10 protein-coding genes are annotated in these 16,451 nt (G+C 69.7%); 5 read left to right on the plus strand and 5 right to left on the minus strand.

Annotated features, from left to right (window positions below; all coding sequences use genetic code 11):
• Window positions 1–46: 46 nt before the first annotated feature.
• From K8640_RS01205 to K8640_RS01220, 4 genes are all read left to right on the plus strand, one after another.
• Entirely contained in the window at window positions 47–1,678 is a 1,632-nt protein-coding gene (locus K8640_RS01205) for an LVIVD repeat-containing protein (RefSeq protein ID WP_223745402.1), read from the plus strand.
• A gap of 227 nt (window positions 1,679–1,905) precedes the next feature.
• Entirely contained in the window at window positions 1,906–3,744 is a 1,839-nt protein-coding gene (locus tag K8640_RS01210; protein WP_223745403.1) for a DUF1549 domain-containing protein, read from the plus strand.
• Window positions 3,744–4,787, plus strand: a complete 1,044-nt coding sequence (locus tag K8640_RS01215) for a hypothetical protein (RefSeq protein WP_223745404.1) — start codon at window positions 3,744–3,746, stop codon at window positions 4,785–4,787. Before K8640_RS01210 ends, K8640_RS01215 begins: the two co-directional genes overlap by 1 nt.
• A gap of 12 nt (window positions 4,788–4,799) precedes the next feature.
• A complete protein-coding gene (locus K8640_RS01220) occupies window positions 4,800–6,377 on the plus strand; it encodes a DUF1501 domain-containing protein (RefSeq protein WP_223745405.1) in 1,578 nt (525 codons plus the stop codon).
• Between the two features lie 252 nt (window positions 6,378–6,629).
• Here K8640_RS01220 and K8640_RS01225 read toward each other — a convergent pair whose 3' ends face one another.
• From K8640_RS01225 to K8640_RS01240, 4 genes are all read right to left on the minus strand, one after another.
• The gene (locus K8640_RS01225) at window positions 6,630–7,754 is read right to left on the minus strand and encodes a hypothetical protein (protein WP_223745406.1); all 1,125 of its coding nucleotides are present in this window, start codon (window positions 7,752–7,754) and stop codon (window positions 6,630–6,632) included.
• Window positions 7,755–7,854: 100 nt separating this feature from the next.
• On the minus strand, window positions 7,855–9,678 hold the full coding sequence (locus tag K8640_RS01230; protein WP_223745407.1) for a bifunctional UDP-sugar hydrolase/5'-nucleotidase: 1,824 nt from the start codon (window positions 9,676–9,678) through the stop codon (window positions 7,855–7,857).
• An 88-nt stretch (window positions 9,679–9,766) separates the two neighbouring features.
• A complete protein-coding gene (locus K8640_RS01235; protein WP_223745408.1) occupies window positions 9,767–12,571 on the minus strand; it encodes a TonB-dependent receptor in 2,805 nt (934 codons plus the stop codon).
• A 29-nt stretch (window positions 12,572–12,600) separates the two neighbouring features.
• The gene (locus tag K8640_RS01240; protein ID WP_223745409.1) at window positions 12,601–13,542 is read right to left on the minus strand and encodes a hypothetical protein; all 942 of its coding nucleotides are present in this window, start codon (window positions 13,540–13,542) and stop codon (window positions 12,601–12,603) included.
• 199 nt (window positions 13,543–13,741) lie between these two features.
• Between K8640_RS01240 and K8640_RS01245 the strand changes: the two genes are divergently transcribed.
• A complete protein-coding gene (locus tag K8640_RS01245; RefSeq protein WP_223745410.1) occupies window positions 13,742–14,476 on the plus strand; it encodes a PaxA in 735 nt (244 codons plus the stop codon).
• A gap of 25 nt (window positions 14,477–14,501) precedes the next feature.
• Here K8640_RS01245 and K8640_RS01250 read toward each other — a convergent pair whose 3' ends face one another.
• A complete protein-coding gene (locus K8640_RS01250) occupies window positions 14,502–16,253 on the minus strand; it encodes an NBR1-Ig-like domain-containing protein (RefSeq protein WP_223745411.1) in 1,752 nt (583 codons plus the stop codon).
• Window positions 16,254–16,451: the final 198 nt, after the last annotated feature.

The following is a 16,451-nucleotide window of genomic DNA, read 5'->3' on the forward strand; positions in this document are numbered from 1 at the left end:
CGGAAGGCCGCCGCTGTCACGTGGCGGCCTTCCGGGAGGCCCTCACATGACGCCGTCACTCCGCGCCCTTCTGTCCACCTGTCTCCTGCTGTCGTCGCCGGGCCTCTCCAGCTGCGACGACGACTCCGACCCGAGGCCGCCCGCGGACGCCGGCACCCCCGACGCCGGCTCCGACGCCTGGGACGGCACCTACACCGAGCTCGAGGAGCACGGAGACTTCAAGGACCCGGGCCCCTATGCCCCGTGCACCGTCGATACCCGGGATGCGGGGGGCCTGGCCTGCACGGAGCTGTCGCGCTTCGACCTCTCCGGCTGCGACCTGGGCACGCTCACCGACGTCGAGCCCGGGGCCATCTACCTCGCGCCGATGCGGGACGGGCGGCACGTGCCGGACGGAGGCTACCGACTGACCGACATCGGGGGCATCCGGTTCACCGAGGATGGCGGCACCATGTTCGCCCAGCCCCTGGCCGTGAAGGACACGGGCCCCGGGCGCTTCCACGTCCGCGGCGCTTCGGCCAACGGGCTCGCCACCGTCACCTATCTGGGCTGTGAGCAGAAGTCGCCCGACCTCATCACCGGCTGCTTCGCCTACTGCTACCGCAACCGGTTCGCCCGCGCGGGTACCTTCGAGGCCCACCGGGTCTCCCACTGGGGCGGTGAGCCCGAGTCCTCCGGCGGCCTCGCGCTGCACGGCGAGGGGTACACCCCCCTGGGCCACCCCCTGGACCTCTACGTCACCAAGGGGCACGCCTATGTCGTCTCCATCCCCAAGCAGGTCCGGCTGGGCGGCCTCTCGGTCTTCGACGTCAGCAACCCCGCGGCCCCCGTCCTCAAGACCACCCTCTCCCTGCCCCACGACAACTACTGGAACGCCGTCTGGGCCAAGGGCGATGCCCTGTACGTGGCCAGCAACGACTCGGGGACGCTCGTCTATGACATCTCCGAGCCCGCCAACCCCCGCTTCGTCCGGAGCTTCACGACGGGCGCCACGGGCACGCACACGGTGCTCGTCGACGGCGACCGGCTCTACTCCATGGCCCCCAGCCTCGGCACGTTCGTGCACGACATCTCCGACCCGCTGGCGCCCGAGCTGCGGACCGTCATCGCCTCGCCGGAGGTGGCCACGCTGGGCGGTCCCCATGACGCCTTCGTGTACGAGAACCGCCTCTACGTCAGCGAGTCGTATCGCGGCTACTTCGTGATGGACGTCACGAACCTGGACGACGTCCGCGAGCTGGGCGGGTACGTCCGTCCGGACTTCAGCTTCGCGCACCACAGCGCGGTGGGCACCTTCGCCGGCCGCACCCTCGCGTTCGAGGGCGGTGAGTTCCAGCACTCCCACCTGCGCGTGCTCGACGTCACCGACCCGGCGCGCATCGTGAAGATCGGCGAGTTCCGCACCCACCGGCCCTTCACCTCCATCCACAACATCATCCTGCGCGGCAACCTGCTCTACATCGCCTGGTACCACGACGGCGTGCGCGTGCTGGACGTGTCCAACCCCACCAGGCCCCGGCAGGTGGCGCACTACAACTCCTTCCGAGACTCGGACCCGGACCGCACCGACAGCCCCTTCGAGGGACTGCTCGGCATCCGCGTCCCCGGCGACGGGTATGTGTACGCGGCGGACTCCTCGCGAGGCCTGCTCGTCTTCCGCGAGCTCCCCCAGCCGTAGCGACTTCGTCCCCTCGGAGTGCGCGAGACACACCTCCACGCACTCCGGGGAGCGCGGGCCCGGAGCCCCAGGTGTGGTGGGGAGTCCACCTCAGCGGGGGCCCGGCTCACGTCCGGGGGGCCGGAAAGACAATCAGGTGTGGAGGGCAGTCCACCCCTCATTCTCGCTGAATGACAGACAGGGTTCTGCTGTGTGTCGTTGCGACAATCGATGCTACCGTCGCACGCATGCACTGGCACCTGCACCTGAAGAGCGCGGCCCTCGCGGGCGTGCTGTTCGCGATGTCCGGGCTCATCGTGTCCGACGCGCATGCGCAGCAATGTGAGCCCGAGCCGACGGCCCCGGAGGACCCTCCCGAAGACCCGATGAGCGACACGCGCGTGCTGCGGCGCATCGTGCTCGGTCTCACCGGGACCACCCCGACCCTGGAGCAGTACGAGGCCATGGAGGCGGCGGCGACGCCCGCGGCTCGCGCGACGCTCCTGCGCTCCACGCTCGACGAGGTGCTCGCCTCCCCGAAGTTCTACGAGCGCATGGTCCGCTTCGGGCACGAGTGGATTACCGTGGGCGCCTACACCACCGGCGCCCAGGGGGACGCGTACCAGGGCGACATGTCCGGGCACCTGCACCGCTGTGACGACAACAGCCTGCACCCGGGCGCGTACTACGCGGTCAACGAGTTCGAGAGCGGCAACCCGAACCAGCAGTGCCAGGACAAGGATGGCGCCGGCAATCCCGCCGTCCCGGAGGTGCACACCGTCGAGCCCTGGTGGGCTCCGGGCACCACCGTCCAGGTGCTGGGCAAGGCGGGCGGTGACACCAAGACCGTCACCGACACCCGCACCGGCAAGGTGCTGGACTGCGGCGTCGCCTCCGGCGGCTATTACGACCCGGCGCTGAACCGGGGCTGTGGCTGCGGACCGAACCTCATCTGGTGCTCGCCGCTCGCGGGCCTCGGGTCCGGGGGCACCGGCAGCCTCAACGGTCAGCGTCGCCACCCCTACGAGGAGCCCGCGCGCCTGTTCGCGCACCTGGCGTGGCATGACCGCCCGCTGTCGGACCTGGTCGTCGGCAACTACACCGTCGGCACCAACTGGCTCCGGGCGCTGTACGTCCGCTTTGGCCGGCAGATGGGCAACGCCGTGGTGGACCAGAACACCACCTGGTGGCGCCCGGACGTGGGCAACGAGCCGCGCGACCCGATGCACCCCACGCCGAACGACCCGCAGGCGTGGCGGGAGTTCGTCGTCGAGCAGCTCGAGCCCTTCCACCTGGCGCTCACGCCCGACAAGTCGCGCTCCGGCGGCATGGAGCGCACCTACCGCTTCGACCCGCGCACGACGACGGAGGCGCCCCTGGGGCTGCCCGCCGCGGGCGTGCTCACGATGATGGGCTCCATGTCCTCGTTCCCGCGCGAGCGGGTCCGGGCGGCGCGCTTCCTGGAAATCTTCGCCTGCCAGAACTTCTCGCCGCCCCCCGCGGACGTGCACTTCCCGCCGCTGGAGATCGACCCGGCCACGGGCGGCACGTGCCTGCACTGCCACAAGACGCTGGACCCCGCGGCCATCGCCTTCAAGCGCTGGGACTTCACACCGTTCCCCAGCTACTACGTCCCCTGGCCCTTCATCGGCGGCATGGGCAACCAGCGCGTCACCGCGGAGTGGCTGTCCGGCAAGTACCCGCACACCGGCAACGCGCCGGGCCTGCGGTGGAAAAACGCCTTCCTGCCGAACACGGTGCTCACGCCCGTCACGCCCGAAGAGCTCAAGGCGAACCCGGAGGCGGTGCTGCTGGACACGATGCCGGAGTCGTACACGCTGCTGGGCCAGCACGGCGACGGCACCATGGGCCCCCTGGGCTTCGGCAAGCTGCTGGTGCGCTCGGGTGAGTTCGACCGCTGCGCGGCGCGCAAGCTCTACGCGATGTTCATCGGCCGGGAGCTGAACCCGGCCACGGAGAAGGGCTTCATCGACAAGCTCGCGCGCGAGTTCGTCGCGGGGGAGCGCAAGCTGCGCCCCTTCATCCGCTACCTGTTCGAGCAGTCCGAGCTGCGGAGGGGCCTGTGATGCGCACGCCGACTTCTTTCGTGTGCGCCGCCGCGCTGGCGGTGCTCGCGCTCAACCTGGGCGCCTGCTTCGGTGACAGCTCGTACCGACAGGGCAGCTCGGATGAGCCGGACTCGGGGACCTGCGCCGCGGCGAGCGACAACGACGCGGTCCGCCTCGCGCTCGCGCCCGCGTGCGAGGGCTGCCACATCAACGGCAACAAGCCCTTCTTCGCCTCGCTCGCCGCGTTCGAGAGCGGGCTGGTCTACGACGAGCGCTTCGTGAAGCGCGGCGACCCGGAGGGCAGCCTGCTCATCAAGATGCTCAAGGGCAACGCCCCGGGCAGCTACGCGCAGATGCCGCCGGGCCAGCCCTACGAGCAGCTGGTCGCCAATGGCCGCGTCACCATGACCATCGCCCAGGTGGAGGACTGGATTCGGGACCTGAAGGCGCCGCCCGAGCCGATGGACACGCCGTCCCCCAAGGAGTTCCAGGTCCGCCGGCTGGCCGCGGACGAGATGGTGGTGAGCCTGATGGACCAGCTGGGCCTGACGCTCGAGGACTTCGTGAGCACGAGCAACCCCGACTGGCGCAACCGGGCCTACGTGGTGAACTGGAACAAGTTCTTCGTGTGGCCCGGGGACTGGGCCCCCGGCATCTCCGGCGAGTACGTCTCCGACTCGCGCGCGCCGGAGCGCTACGAGGCCCTGGGCGGCGGCAACTCCCTGGAGTACCGCAAGAAGAACCCGATGTTCGGCCCCTCCGCCGGTCAGGCGCTGGTGCAGATGTCCCAGGCCTGGTGCGGGCGCGCGGTGGACAAGCAGAACAACAAGGCGGTGCTGCGCTACGTGACGCTCGCGGACACGTCCACCCAGAACCCGGACGCGGTGCGGAAGAACCTGCGCAACCTCTACCTCCGCATGCTCGGGCAGCCGCCCACGGACGCGGAGCTGAAGGAGCTGTACGAGCAGGTCTACCTCCCGCTGGAGGCGCAGAACACGCGCCTGGCCTGGGTGGGCACCTGCGCGGCGCTCATCCGTCACCCGCTGTGGATTACGTACTGAGCCGAGGACCCCATGCTGAACACCTCTCGACGCACGTTGCTCAAGTGGGCCCTGGGCGCAAGCCAGCTGGCGCTCCTGGAGAAGGCGGGGCTCTTGGGCTCCGGCACCGCGCACGCCGCGGACGCGGATGTCCCCTCGCGGCTCGTGGTGCTCTATGTCCCGGGCGGCTTCCGTCCGGCGTACTACTTCACGCCGATGGAGGACGCGGAGATTCCGCTCTGCGTCCCGGCGCCCGCGGGCTTCAGCAGCGAGCCCGTCTTCTTCGATGCCAGCAAGGTGGTGGACCTGGCGGCCCCCAACGGCCCGTACAAGCCCTTGCGGACCTGGCAGTCGTGGGACCCGGCGAACCCCGCCGCCCGCGGCTCGTTCAGCCCGCTGATGTATGGCTATCAGCACTATGCGCTGCACGAGCAGCTGAGCGTGCTGCACGGCATCGACCAGGGCACCAATGACCACGCGAGCGCCTTCATCTCCGCGATGTGCGGCGTGGCGGGCGCGGACTACCGGGCGCCGGCGGTGCACTCGGTCATCGCCAACCACCTGTACGAGCGGCACCGGGAGAGCCGGCCGCTGCCGTTCGTGGTGGTGGCGGGCGAGCGCGGCATGCCGTCCGGCATGGGCCTGCCGTCGCACGCGGGGCCCGTGGGGGTGCCGTCCATCGACGCGCTCAAGCCGATGCTCTCCGGCAAGGCGGCGGACAACGCCTGGTGGAACGGGCTGGAGGCGCGCACCGAGGGGCCGGAGCTGAACGCGAAGGGCGAGCCCACCGGGGCCCAGCTGAAGACGACCACGGTGGAGCGCTACTCGCTGGGGCAGGCCAGGCGCCGGCTGGGCCGCTCGACGGCGAAGGTGGACAACTACCTGGAGGGGCTGCACGGCTCGCTGAACAGCGTCTCGCGCGTGCTGGCGACGGACGTGGTGTCGGTGCTGGAGAAGACCAAGGGCATCGACGCGCTGAAGACGAACCGGCCCTCGTACCTGTCGAGCTATCTGAGCGAGTCCTTCACGTACACGTTCGGCAACGCGAACTTCCACCTGGTGGGGTTGGACCCGCGGATGGACATGGCGCTGCGCCTGCTCAAGTCGGACCTGGCCACGTCGGTGCACGTGTCGCTCAGGCTCGACTTCGACACGCACAACGGCGGCGGGCATGCCTACAGCTGCGCGCATGGCCGCGGGTTGATGGACTGCGTGGCGCGCTTCCTGGGCGAGATGAAGGCCACGCCCGCGCCGGGCAAGCCGGGCAAGACGCTGCTCGACGACACGCTGGTGCTGGTGATGAGCGAGTTCGGGCGGAGCTGGGCGTCACGCGGCAGTGACGGCAGCTACAGCCTGCCGGACGACCACCACCCGTACACCTCGGTGGTCTTCGCCGGTGGCAACGTGGCCCACAACCGGCAGGTGGGCACGTACACGACGCGCGGGCTCGGCACCCCGGTGGACATCATCGAGGAGACGGGACAGACGCAGAAGCGCGTGCCCCGCTCCGCGGACGTCGTCACCACGGCCCTGCGCATCATGGGCATGCAGACGCACCAGTTCTTCATCCCCGGCGGCTACGGCGAGGTGGTGGGGCTGCGCAAGGGATAGGCCGCCGCGGCCTCCACGTGGCCCAGGAGCGCCTGGGCGAGCGCGGGGACGAACCCGGTGGTGTCGGGCCAGGGCGTCCATCAGCGCGTCGGGCCAGACGAGGCCTGACGCGGTGGAGCCCATGATGAGCAGGATGGCGGGCGCGTCTTCTGGCCCGCGTGACTCGACCCACAGCGAGACTCCCTCGGCGACCTGGACGAAGCGTTCCATGGCGGGAGCATCGCAGGTCGCCGGGGAGCAGGCCCAGACAGCTCACCCGCCGCAGCGGTTGAAGTTCTGGTCGACGTAGTAGAGGCAGCAGCCGGCGTAGGCGCCCAGGCACGTCTGGGTGCCGAGGGCCTGGGTGGCCCACTGCGAGGCGGTGGCGTACGTGCCCGCGCAGGCGTCACCGCACAGGGTGTTGGAGATGGAGGAGATGGTGCCGTCCAGGTTGTAGCAGGTGGTGGCGTGGGCGCGGGCGTAGACGGTGCACGGCTCCTGCGCGGGCGGCGGGGTGGAGGACGACGTGCTCCAAATGGTGCTGAGGTACACGCGGTCGGAGCTCTGGTCGATGCCGGCCCAGCGCGAGCGCGGGCCCGTGTCCCAGGTGACCATCATGTAGTGGCGGGCCTGGAGGGTGGTGCTGTAGTTCACCTTCCATTCACAGCCATCCCAGGGCCAGAAGCCGCAGGACTTGTACTGCGTATAGAAGTACGCGGTGGAGTCGAAGCCGGCCGCGAGGCCCACGGCGCGGAAGTAGACGGTGTTGTCCTTCGCGCCGCTGTACGAGCCGTACCAGTAGTCGGTGATACAGGTGCGGCCCTGGGTGGCGGTGGTCGCACAGAAGTTGCTCGTGAACCACTGCTTGTCGCCGACCCAATCCCAGGTGTCGTTGAGGCTCGCGGCAAAGGGGCCGCGCTCGGTGTTCAGGGCGGAGGGCCCCTCGGCGAGCGGGGCGTTCGCCGCGGCGCGGCCCTCGCTCCGGGCGGCCTCGCGCTCCTGGAGGTGGCGGGCCATGGCGACGCGGCCCTGGGCGGCGACGAGGGCGGCGGGGACGTCCTCACGGGTGGCTCCGGGCACGAGCGCGAGGTAGACGTCCGCCAGCTCCTGGCCCTGGGTGGAGTCTGTCTTCATCGCCTCGCGGAGGTGGGCGGCGTCGAGGTCCATGTGGCCCGACTCGGCGACGAAGACCTCGCCCGGGGCGGACTCGATGAAGCGCACGCTGCGGGTGTTGCTGAGCTTGAGCTCGTGCAGGACGGTGCCCTGCTCGGTGGCCTCGGGCGCGGGGGCCTCGGCGGGAGGCGCCTCGGTGCCCTGGGGACCACAGGCGGCGAGCAGCAGGGTGCACAGGGCGGAGGACAGCATGGCCCGCGAGCGCGGGGCGGGGTGGCTCGACATGTCGGGGGACTCCTCGTTCAGGGCTGCAGCCACCTGAACGGGGGGCGTGAAAAGCCTTCGGTGGGGCGCCGCCGACGTCGCGGCGCCCTGCCTCACGACCTCAGTCCCGACCCGAGGCCTTCACGGCGCAGCCCGTCGCCGCGCGCTGACGCAGGATGCGTCCGGGCGTCGGCGCCACCAGCGGCTTGCCCCGCTTCCTCCAGTGCTCCACGAGCGCGTCGCGCAGCGTCAGCGCCTGCTGCTCGCCCAGGTTGACGCTCCCGGGCGGCAGCGTCTTGAGCACCTCGTCCATCCCGCTGCCACCCCGCGCGAGGAAGTCCGGCATGGCCACCTGGAAGAGCTTGTTGGGCTCGAGGGGCTTCCCGTTCGCCTTCGTGACGGAGACCATCCGCGTCACGCCGTTGCACTGCTCCAGGTTCACCTTCAGCCCCGCCACCTGGAGCGTGCCTCCCTTGCGCGAGTAGGCCCCCTCCAGGAGCTTCGTCAGCTGGGCCCCGGTGAGGGTGACGACCGAGAGCGTGTTGTCGAACGGGAGCACCTCGAAGACGGCCCCGTACGTCAGCTCGCCCGCGGGCAGGTCCGCGCGCAGCCCGCCGCTGTTGATGACGGCGATGCCCGTCATGCCCAGCTGGTTCAGCGCGTCCGCCAGCACGTTGCCCAGCGGGCTCTCCGCGTCGTAGTCGCGCGTCAGCTTCGCCGGCACGTTGACGCCCAGCGGGCGCTTCTGCATCTCCTCCACCTTCGCGAGCGCCCCGGCCAACTGCGTCCCCAGCGCCGCGTCCGCCACCACCGGCTGCCCACGGAACGTCGCCGGCACCAGCTCCACCTTGTTGCGGTCCTTCAACTTGCGCTCGTCGCACGTCCCGAGCGTCGCCTCCACCCGCTCGCACACCGGCACGGAGCCCTGCAGCGTGGTGCGCTCGGTCAGCACCTTGCGCGTCGTCGGGTCCACGAACAGCTCCACCAGGCCGAACGCCCGGCCCCGGCCCGACGTCTCGATGACCGGCGTGCCCCGCACGAAGTGCCCCACCGGCTGATGGGTGTGCCCGGCCACCACCGCGTCCAGCGTGCCCTCGGGCAGGGCCTCCATCATCTCGATGATCTCGCTGTCGCCCCGGTCGCACGACGAGATGTCCCGAGGGTCGTCCTGCCGCTTGCACACCGCGCCCGCGTGCGCAATCGCGATGACCACCTCCGCCCCGCGCGCACGCAAATCGTTGGCCGCCGCGAGCGCTGAGGAGACCAGCGGCGCGAAGCGCAGGCTCGCCACATTCACGGGGTTGGTGACCTCCGGCGTGTGCGGCGTCGCCAGCCCCACGATGCCCACCTTCACCCCGCGCCGCTCCACCAGCAGCGTGCCCGTGTTCCCCAGCCACGCGGGGCTCACGCCCGTCTGCGCGTCGGTGACGTTCACCCCGAGAATCGGGAAGCGCGCCTGGGTGATGCGCGCCTTGAGCGCGCCGAACGGGTCATCCCCCTCCATCGCCACCGAGCGCGGCCCCACCGGGCCGTAGTCGAACTCGTGGTTGCCCAGCGCGGAGGCCACGTACCCGAGCGTGTTCATCGCGTCGATGACCACCGCGCCCTCGGTCAGGTTGGACGCGAGCGTGCCCTGGAACAGATCACCACCATCCAGCAGCAGCACCCCGTCCGGGTTCTCCGCGCGCAGGATGGACAGGTAGCCCGCGAACGTGGCGAGCCCTCCCTGCTCCACCGCCGTGCCATCCGCCAGGCTCCCGCGCGACGGCATGACCCAGCCGTGCAAGTCATTGGTGCCCACCACGCTCAGGCGCACCGGCTCGGGCGCGACCTTGACGGCGGCGGGGGCCGTGGGGGGAGCCTCCGGCGCGGGCGGATGCGAGGCGCAGGAGACGACGAGGGCCGACAGGAGCCCGAGGCGGAGCGGACGGAGGGCGGAAGTCACACGCCCCTCTAGAACGCGGCCCCGTCTGATTCAAGGGCCCTCGCCTCCCAGCATGGAAGCGAGGGCCCCGTGTGGTGCGGCGATGTGGCTAGTTGCGCACGCGCAAGAGCAGCTCGGCCTGCATCGGGCTGCGGCGGCCCGTGGCGGTGCCGAACCGGTTGTTGGTGGCGCGCCACTGTTCCTGCACGAAGGTCACGTCGCTGTTGTTGAGGACGTTGAAGAAGATGAGCGTGAGCTCCATCTTCGTCTCCTTCGTCTTGATGACGCGGTTCAGGTCGTAGCGGGCCTGGACGTCGAACAGGAACTGGCTCGGCTGACGCAGCTCGGAGATGGCCGCCGGGTCATTGAAGTCCGGGATGCCCGTGCTGGTGTTGTACGAGTGACCGGTGCCGCGGTCCGAGCGCACCACGCGCTGACGGTCCACGGAGCCTTCCTGGAACATCCACATGGGCGCGCCCGTGCGGTAGTTGAAGCGCACGCCGAAGTCGAGGCCGAACTGGGTGGTGTACCCGATGGCGCCCTTGAGCGTGTGGCGGATGTCCTCGGGGGACGGGCCCTCGAAGAAGTGCTTGAAGCGCGGGTTGGCGCCGTAGCCGTCGAAGTAGTCACCCACCGTGCCGTTGCTGAACGCCAGGGTGTAGCTGGCCAGCAGGTCCCACGGGCCCGTGCGGCCCTGCGCCCACAGGTCCATGCCGCGGTAGTCGCGCCACGCGTCGTCCGGGTTGTGGATCTTCACCACCGTGTGGTTGATGCCGTCCGCGTAGTCCACCACGCGCGTGCCGGACGGGTCCCAGATGCGGTTGACCTCCTCGTCCACCCACATGTTGGAGTACTTGCGGTAGGTGAGGTCCATGCCGATGACCGCGCCCTCGTTGATGGCGTGGTGCAGGCCGAGCGCCAGCTCGTCCACGTGCGGCGGCGTGTGGTTGGTCTTGTCGAAGAAGCGGCCCGACGCCCCGCCCGCCACGCTGCACTGCGGGTTGCCCACGGTGTCCGGCGTACAGTCCGCGAACGCGCCGTTGGCGAACGTGGAGCGCACCTGGAGCAGCTCCGGGTTGGCGTGCTGCGCGATGAACACGTCGCCCACTTCGTTGGAGCGGCCGTAGTGCGCCTTGATGAGCGTGGTGCGGTTGCCGAACGGGTCCACCGTCGCGGACAGACGCGGGCCGATGCCCACCAGGTTGGTGATGAACTGGTTGTTGTCACCGTACAGCCGGCCCACGTCCGCGCGCAGACCCGCCACCAGCGTCAGGTAGCGGTTGACGTTCCAGCGGTCCTGGACGAACGCGCCGGAGATGAGTGTCCCGGCCTCGGTGGTCAGCGGGCCGCGCACGCCCTCGCTGTTGTAGAAGTCGATGCGCTCGTTGCAGAAGGCGAACGTCTCCGGGTCGTCCGGGTTGCACTCGCCGTTGCGGTCGTTGAAGCGCTGGTTGCCAATCACCTGCGCCGTCTTGTCGCCGCTCAGGTAGCTCAACTGGAAGCCCGCCTTCATCTGGTGGTTCTTCACCTTGAAGAGCAGCGTCGGGTCGAACTGGTAGCGCATGCGCTTCTCGGTGACCAGGTTGCCCACCTCGTTGCGCAGCGCGCCGGCGTTGCGGTACGTGGTGCTGTTGTAGATGTGGGCGATGTCCTGCGAGTCCTCGTTCATCGGCCCGTTCCAGATGTCCTTGTAGGTGAGGCCCGTCTGGAGCTGGAAGAGGACGTTGTCGGAGATGTTGCGGTCGTAGTTGACGATGGCGAAGAAGCCGCCGCGGTCGACCTGCGTCTCCGCCTCCGGCGTCACGAACGTGGTGGAGACCTGGTTGGTGATGGTGTTGTTGTCGTAGTTGAACGCCAGGGACAGGCGGTCCTTCGTCGTGGGCTGCCAGGTGAGCTTCAGACGGGCCAGGCGCGTCTGGGTGTCGGACGTGCGGCTCTCCTCGCCCAGCGGCGTGTCACGCTTGGAGAAGTTCCACTGACCGGAGACGTAGAACCACAGCTTGTCCTTGATGATGGGGCCGCCCACGCCCACCAGCGGGCTGTAGAAGGCCGTCTCGGAGAGCGGCACCTCGTTCTGGGTGTAGTTGGCCACGTTGGGGTTCTGGTTGGCCGCGCCCCGGTACTTCGCGTTGGCCCACGCCGGCGACAGAATCATCGTCACGTCGTAGGTGAACTTGTTGGAGCCGCTCTTGCTGACGACGTTCTGGATGAGGCCCAGCGAGTTGTACTGTGCGTCCAGACCGCCGGTCATGACCTCGAAGTTCTCCACCGCGTAGAAGCTCATCGGGGAGCTGATGCTGCCGTCCACCACGTCGGACGTGTCCATGCCGTCGATGAAGAACTTGCCGTAGCGCGACAGGCCGGCGCGCAGGCTGGGCGCGTTGCCGTTGCCCACGCCGGCGACCAGCTGCGGCATGGCCTGCACCTGGGTGAAGACGGGCGAGGTGGCCGCCTTCTCCGCGGTCATCACCGCGCCCATCTGCGCGGAGTCCGGGTTGATGATGGGGTTGACCTTCTCCACGATTTCGTAGGTGGCCACCGCCGCCTGCTCGGTGAACACCTCCAGCTTCACGTCCACCTGCGTGGCCTGGCCCAAGAGGACGGTGATGCCCGCCTTCTTGATGGGGGCGAAGCCTGGGACGTTCACCTCGAGGACGTAGCCCTCGCCCGGGGGCAGGGTGTCGAACTCGAAGCGGCCGTCCTCGCCGCTGGTGCGCGACTGGGGCTGCTGCAGCGCGGGGCCCGTGACGGTGAGCGGCACCTCGGCGAGCGGCGCGCCCGTCGGGTCATACACATAGCCGGCCATGCGGCCGTAGTTCTGGCCGGCGGCGAGCGCGGGGGAAGGGAGGCTCGCGACCAGCGCGAGCAGCAGCAGCGCGAGCGCGCCACCGGCACGGCAAACAAGCGTCTTCATGGAGGGGCTCGGGACAGGGGAAGGGGCGCTCACAGGGAGCTCCCGACGGCGAAGAGCACGCCGGAGTACCGGGTGAGGGTGCTGATGTTCAGCTCCGTCTCAGCGCACACGTCCGTGCACAGGCCGGTGTAGCTGGAGGCGGGCTTCGCGGTGGTCGCGGTGAAGGTGCGCAGGCGCACCACCGGGGACCAGCCCTCCTCGCCCGGGAGCGCGGAGAACAGGTACACGGGCGTCTCCGACGTGGGCGCGCCCGTCGGCGGGCTCACCAGCACGCCGTCCATCACCTTCAGGTTGCCCTGGTCATCCACGGGGATTTCGCCGCCGTCCAGGTACGCCAGCTGCAGGCCGCGGTACCAGCCGCCCTGGGACGTGAAGGCGGAGTCGGCGCGCAGCGGGTTGAGGTTCGCGGACACGTCGATGATGGCGCGCAGCGCAATCGTCGTGTCGCCCGCGCCGCCGCCGAAGTTCCCCTTGGTGAGGGAGGCCGCGTCCTTGATGGCGTTGCACTGCTCGGAGGACGTGCCGTTCCAGCGCGTCACCTTCACCAGCGGGACCACCGGCGGCGTCGTGTTGCCCGTGACGGTCAGCGGCAGGTTCGTGAAGACGGGCCACTGCACCGTCTCCGGGTAGTTGTCGGTGCGGACGTCGAAGTCCGCCTTGCCGGTGACACAGCCCTCGGCGAACTCATAGGAGGTGTTCACCGCGCGCGCGGCGGGCACGTACGGCCGGCCGTCCGCGTCCACGGGGACGCCCGCGTTGGTGATGACGCCCCGGTCGTCCTTGCGCTCGGTGGCGACCTGTCCCAGGTTGTAGAAGGGCACGTTGGTGCCCCGCACCCGGGCCGTCGTGGGCCGGTAGTTGCCGCTGGTCGGCCGGAACTTGGTGTCGAGCGTCGAGGCATCGATGACGCCCTGGTAACGGTCGCCGACCTCATCGGTCGACTCACCACAGGACACACTCAGGGCTGCCACGAGCCCGAGCGCGCACTTCATTTTTGTCTGCACGGAAAATACCTCTGGGGATGGGGACGAGGTGGCGGCCCTCTAGCACGAGTGGCCGGTCCAGAGGTATCAGTTGCGTGCCGTCTCCATGACACTCACACGATTCTGCTGATGCAGCAGGATTACATCCCGACGACTCTTGTCGGGCTTGTGGTAAGGCGTGCCCGGCATGTTCGCGCAGCAGACCGACCCTCATTCCTCACGCATCCTCGGCTTCGCCGCCTTCTCCGTCGCGGTCCACGTCGGAGTCGTGGCCGCGCTGGTGTTGTTCGTGAAGCCCATGGTCCTCGAGACGGAGGAGCCCATCGACGTGGTGCTCAACCTCGTCAAGGCCCCGCCTCCGCCCCCTCCGCCTCCTCCACCCCCCGCGGCGCGCAAGACGACGCCCCGCACGGAGGTGAAGAAGCCCAAGACGGAGCTGCGTCAACCGGTTGAGGTCAAACCCGTTGTCGAGCAGAAGCCGGTCGAGGTGGAGCCGGAGCCCGAGCCGGAGCCCGCGGCGCCAGAGGAAGGCGGCGTGGAGGGTGGGGTGGAGGGCGGTGTCGCCGGAGGCGTGGTGGGTGGGGTGGTGGGCGGCGTCGTGGGCGGTGCCGTGGGTGGCACGGGGCCGGCCGAGCCGGTGAAGCCCAAGAACGTCCCGCCCTTCGTCATCCAGCGGGACGTGGTGCGGCAGACGGCGCCGCGCCTGTCGGAGGTCTTCAAGCAGGGCCACCGGGGGCAGACGCTGCAGGGCATCTACAAGGTCTGCGTGGCCACCAATGGCAGCGTCTATGAGGTCACGCCGGTGAAGTCCGTGCCCGGCGCGGATGAGGACATCATCAAGGGGCTCAAGTCGGGCTGGGAGTACAAGCCCCAGAAGGTCCCCGTGTGCTTCCTCTACAACATCCCCATCACCATCCAGTAGGCGCGGGGCCCCTGGCGCGCGGGCCTCAGGGGACGTCGACCGTGAAGGACAGCGGTGGGCCGAAGGCCTGGCCGTCGCGGTGCAGCCTCCACCGGTAGGTGGTGCGTCCCGGTGACGTCGGCGCGGTGTGAGTGAAGACGAACGTCTTCCGCTGCCCCAGGTGGATGGCTTCCCCCGGGGAGAGTCCCAGGTCCGCGGTCTGGTCGAGCGACGTGGCGCGCAGGCCGCCGCGGTCGCTCCAGGCCGTGGTGCCGGTGTTCTCCAGCGTCACCGTTCCCTGGAACGGCTGGCCGGCCTGGACCTCGAGCGCCCCTTCGGTGGTGACGACGCGTGCGTCCAGCGCGGGCGTGTCCAGGAAGGCGCCGAGCAATTGCTGGCGGAAGGGGAGGAAGGCCGTCGTCAGGGACGGGGACAGGGGGTAGTGCGAGTCCGGTCCGGGCGTCGGCAGTGGGGACAGGATGTCCTGCGTCTGGACGAAGCGCAGGAAGGCGAGAGGGAAGACGCCCGGGGCTCCCCCCAGCTCCGTGCCCCGGCTGAGGTCGTGGCAGCCGCCGCAGGACAGCGCCTGGGCGCGGGCCACCAGGTGACGGGGCGTCAGCGGGCTGCCGATGCGCAGCAGCTCGGCCTGGAGCGCGTCGGTGAAGGGGGTGGGCGCGGCGGTCTTGTCGAACTCGGCGAGGAAGTCGTCCACGCTGCCGAAGGACGGCATGGAGCTGCTCTGCGCGGCGTTGAAGACGTCCGGGACGGCGTAGTTGAAGCGGTTGAAGTCATCCACCGCGAGGGCCTCCACCTGGGTGACGAAGAAGTCCCGGAAGGCCACCGCGAGGGGGTGGGTATTCTGGAGGTTGAAGAAGTCTCCCCGGGGCGTCGACTTCACCGTGGTGGGGAGGAATCGCAAGGTGCAGCCCGTGGCGTCGCACTGCCGCTTCAGCTTGAACTCGCGCAGCATCCACGGGTTGGGCGCGCCGATGCCCGCCTGCATGAACATGTTGACGCGCACCTGCCCGAGGCCCGCGGGGTTGTCCCCATAGTGTTGGGGGTGGATGACGGGCGGGATTCCCGGGGCCAGGCCCTCGAAGAAGAGCGCGTCCAAGAGCGCCCGCCGCTCGGCGGCGTCCTCCAGGGTGGAGAGTGCTGCCCACGCCTGGGCTACCGGACGGCAACCCTCCAGCCCCAGCTCGGGTGAGGGATTGGGGAGCGCGCCCTCCAGGATGAAGCGGTTGCGGGAGCGCACCTGCGGGGCCGGGACGAACCGCGCGAAGGACATGCGGTACTCGCCGCAGTGGGCGCCGTCCACCGGGGCCAGGTCGAAGCGGTTGAAGAGGCCCACGAGCACATACCGGTCGAGCGCGGCCGTCGTGGTGCTCGCCTCGGTGCCCTCGAGGGTCCGGCAGGGATAGGGCGCGCCGTTGACGGTGTTCCCGTCGTCGGAGCAATGGGGACCTCCGGGAAGGTCCGGCTGGCCGGGCGCGGGGTTCTGCGTGTCCCAGAGCTGGCGGAAGAGCTGCTCCGCGGTGAAGCCCGTACCCCCGGCCTGCCGCACGAGCTGCTCGAACACGCGGCGCGCGGTGATGGGCGACACGGTGGCGTGGTCGGAGATGGCCAGCGAGCGCAGCGGGTCCAGCGTCGTCGCGGTGAGGGATGCGCGATGGGCGAGCGGACTGGTGTGGAGTCCTCCGCGCTCGGAGTGCAGGGATTGGGCGAGCACGGGCGTGGCTTTGAGCAGGAGGAGTCCCGCCACGAGGGCAGGTGAAGTGAGGCGTTGAAGGCTTCTCATGCGAGGGGCTCCAGGGGAGGGCGGGGTGTCTGGGCAATCATTCGGGAAGGGCGAGGCCTTGAAATCTTCCCCAACCCAGGCGGGTCAGCGCTGACAAGGGCGTCTGGCGCGCACCGATGCCCACCGTGGGCAGGGTTTGCGGGTTCGCCTAGAGTCAAAGCCTTCCACATCCGAGAGGTCTTCACCTGGACCTGGCAA

Source organism: Myxococcus sp. XM-1-1-1, assembly GCF_020037095.1.
GTDB lineage: Bacteria > Myxococcota > Myxococcia > Myxococcales > Myxococcaceae > Myxococcus > Myxococcus fulvus.

Coding starts and splice junctions, on each gene's coding strand:
- K8640_RS01205 (WP_223745402.1), top strand. CDS start 47: ATGACGCCGTCACTCCGCGCCCTTCTGTCCACCTGTCTCCTGCTGTCG.
- K8640_RS01210 (WP_223745403.1), top strand. CDS start 1,906: ATGCACTGGCACCTGCACCTGAAGAGCGCGGCCCTCGCGGGCGTGCTG.
- K8640_RS01215 (WP_223745404.1), top strand. CDS start 3,744: ATGCGCACGCCGACTTCTTTCGTGTGCGCCGCCGCGCTGGCGGTGCTC.
- K8640_RS01220 (WP_223745405.1), top strand. CDS start 4,800: ATGCTGAACACCTCTCGACGCACGTTGCTCAAGTGGGCCCTGGGCGCA.
- K8640_RS01225 (WP_223745406.1), bottom strand. CDS start 7,754: ATGTCGAGCCACCCCGCCCCGCGCTCGCGGGCCATGCTGTCCTCCGCC.
- K8640_RS01235 (WP_223745408.1), bottom strand. CDS start 12,571: ATGAAGACGCTTGTTTGCCGTGCCGGTGGCGCGCTCGCGCTGCTGCTG.
- K8640_RS01245 (WP_223745410.1), top strand. CDS start 13,742: ATGTTCGCGCAGCAGACCGACCCTCATTCCTCACGCATCCTCGGCTTC.
- K8640_RS01250 (WP_223745411.1), bottom strand. CDS start 16,253: ATGAGAAGCCTTCAACGCCTCACTTCACCTGCCCTCGTGGCGGGACTC.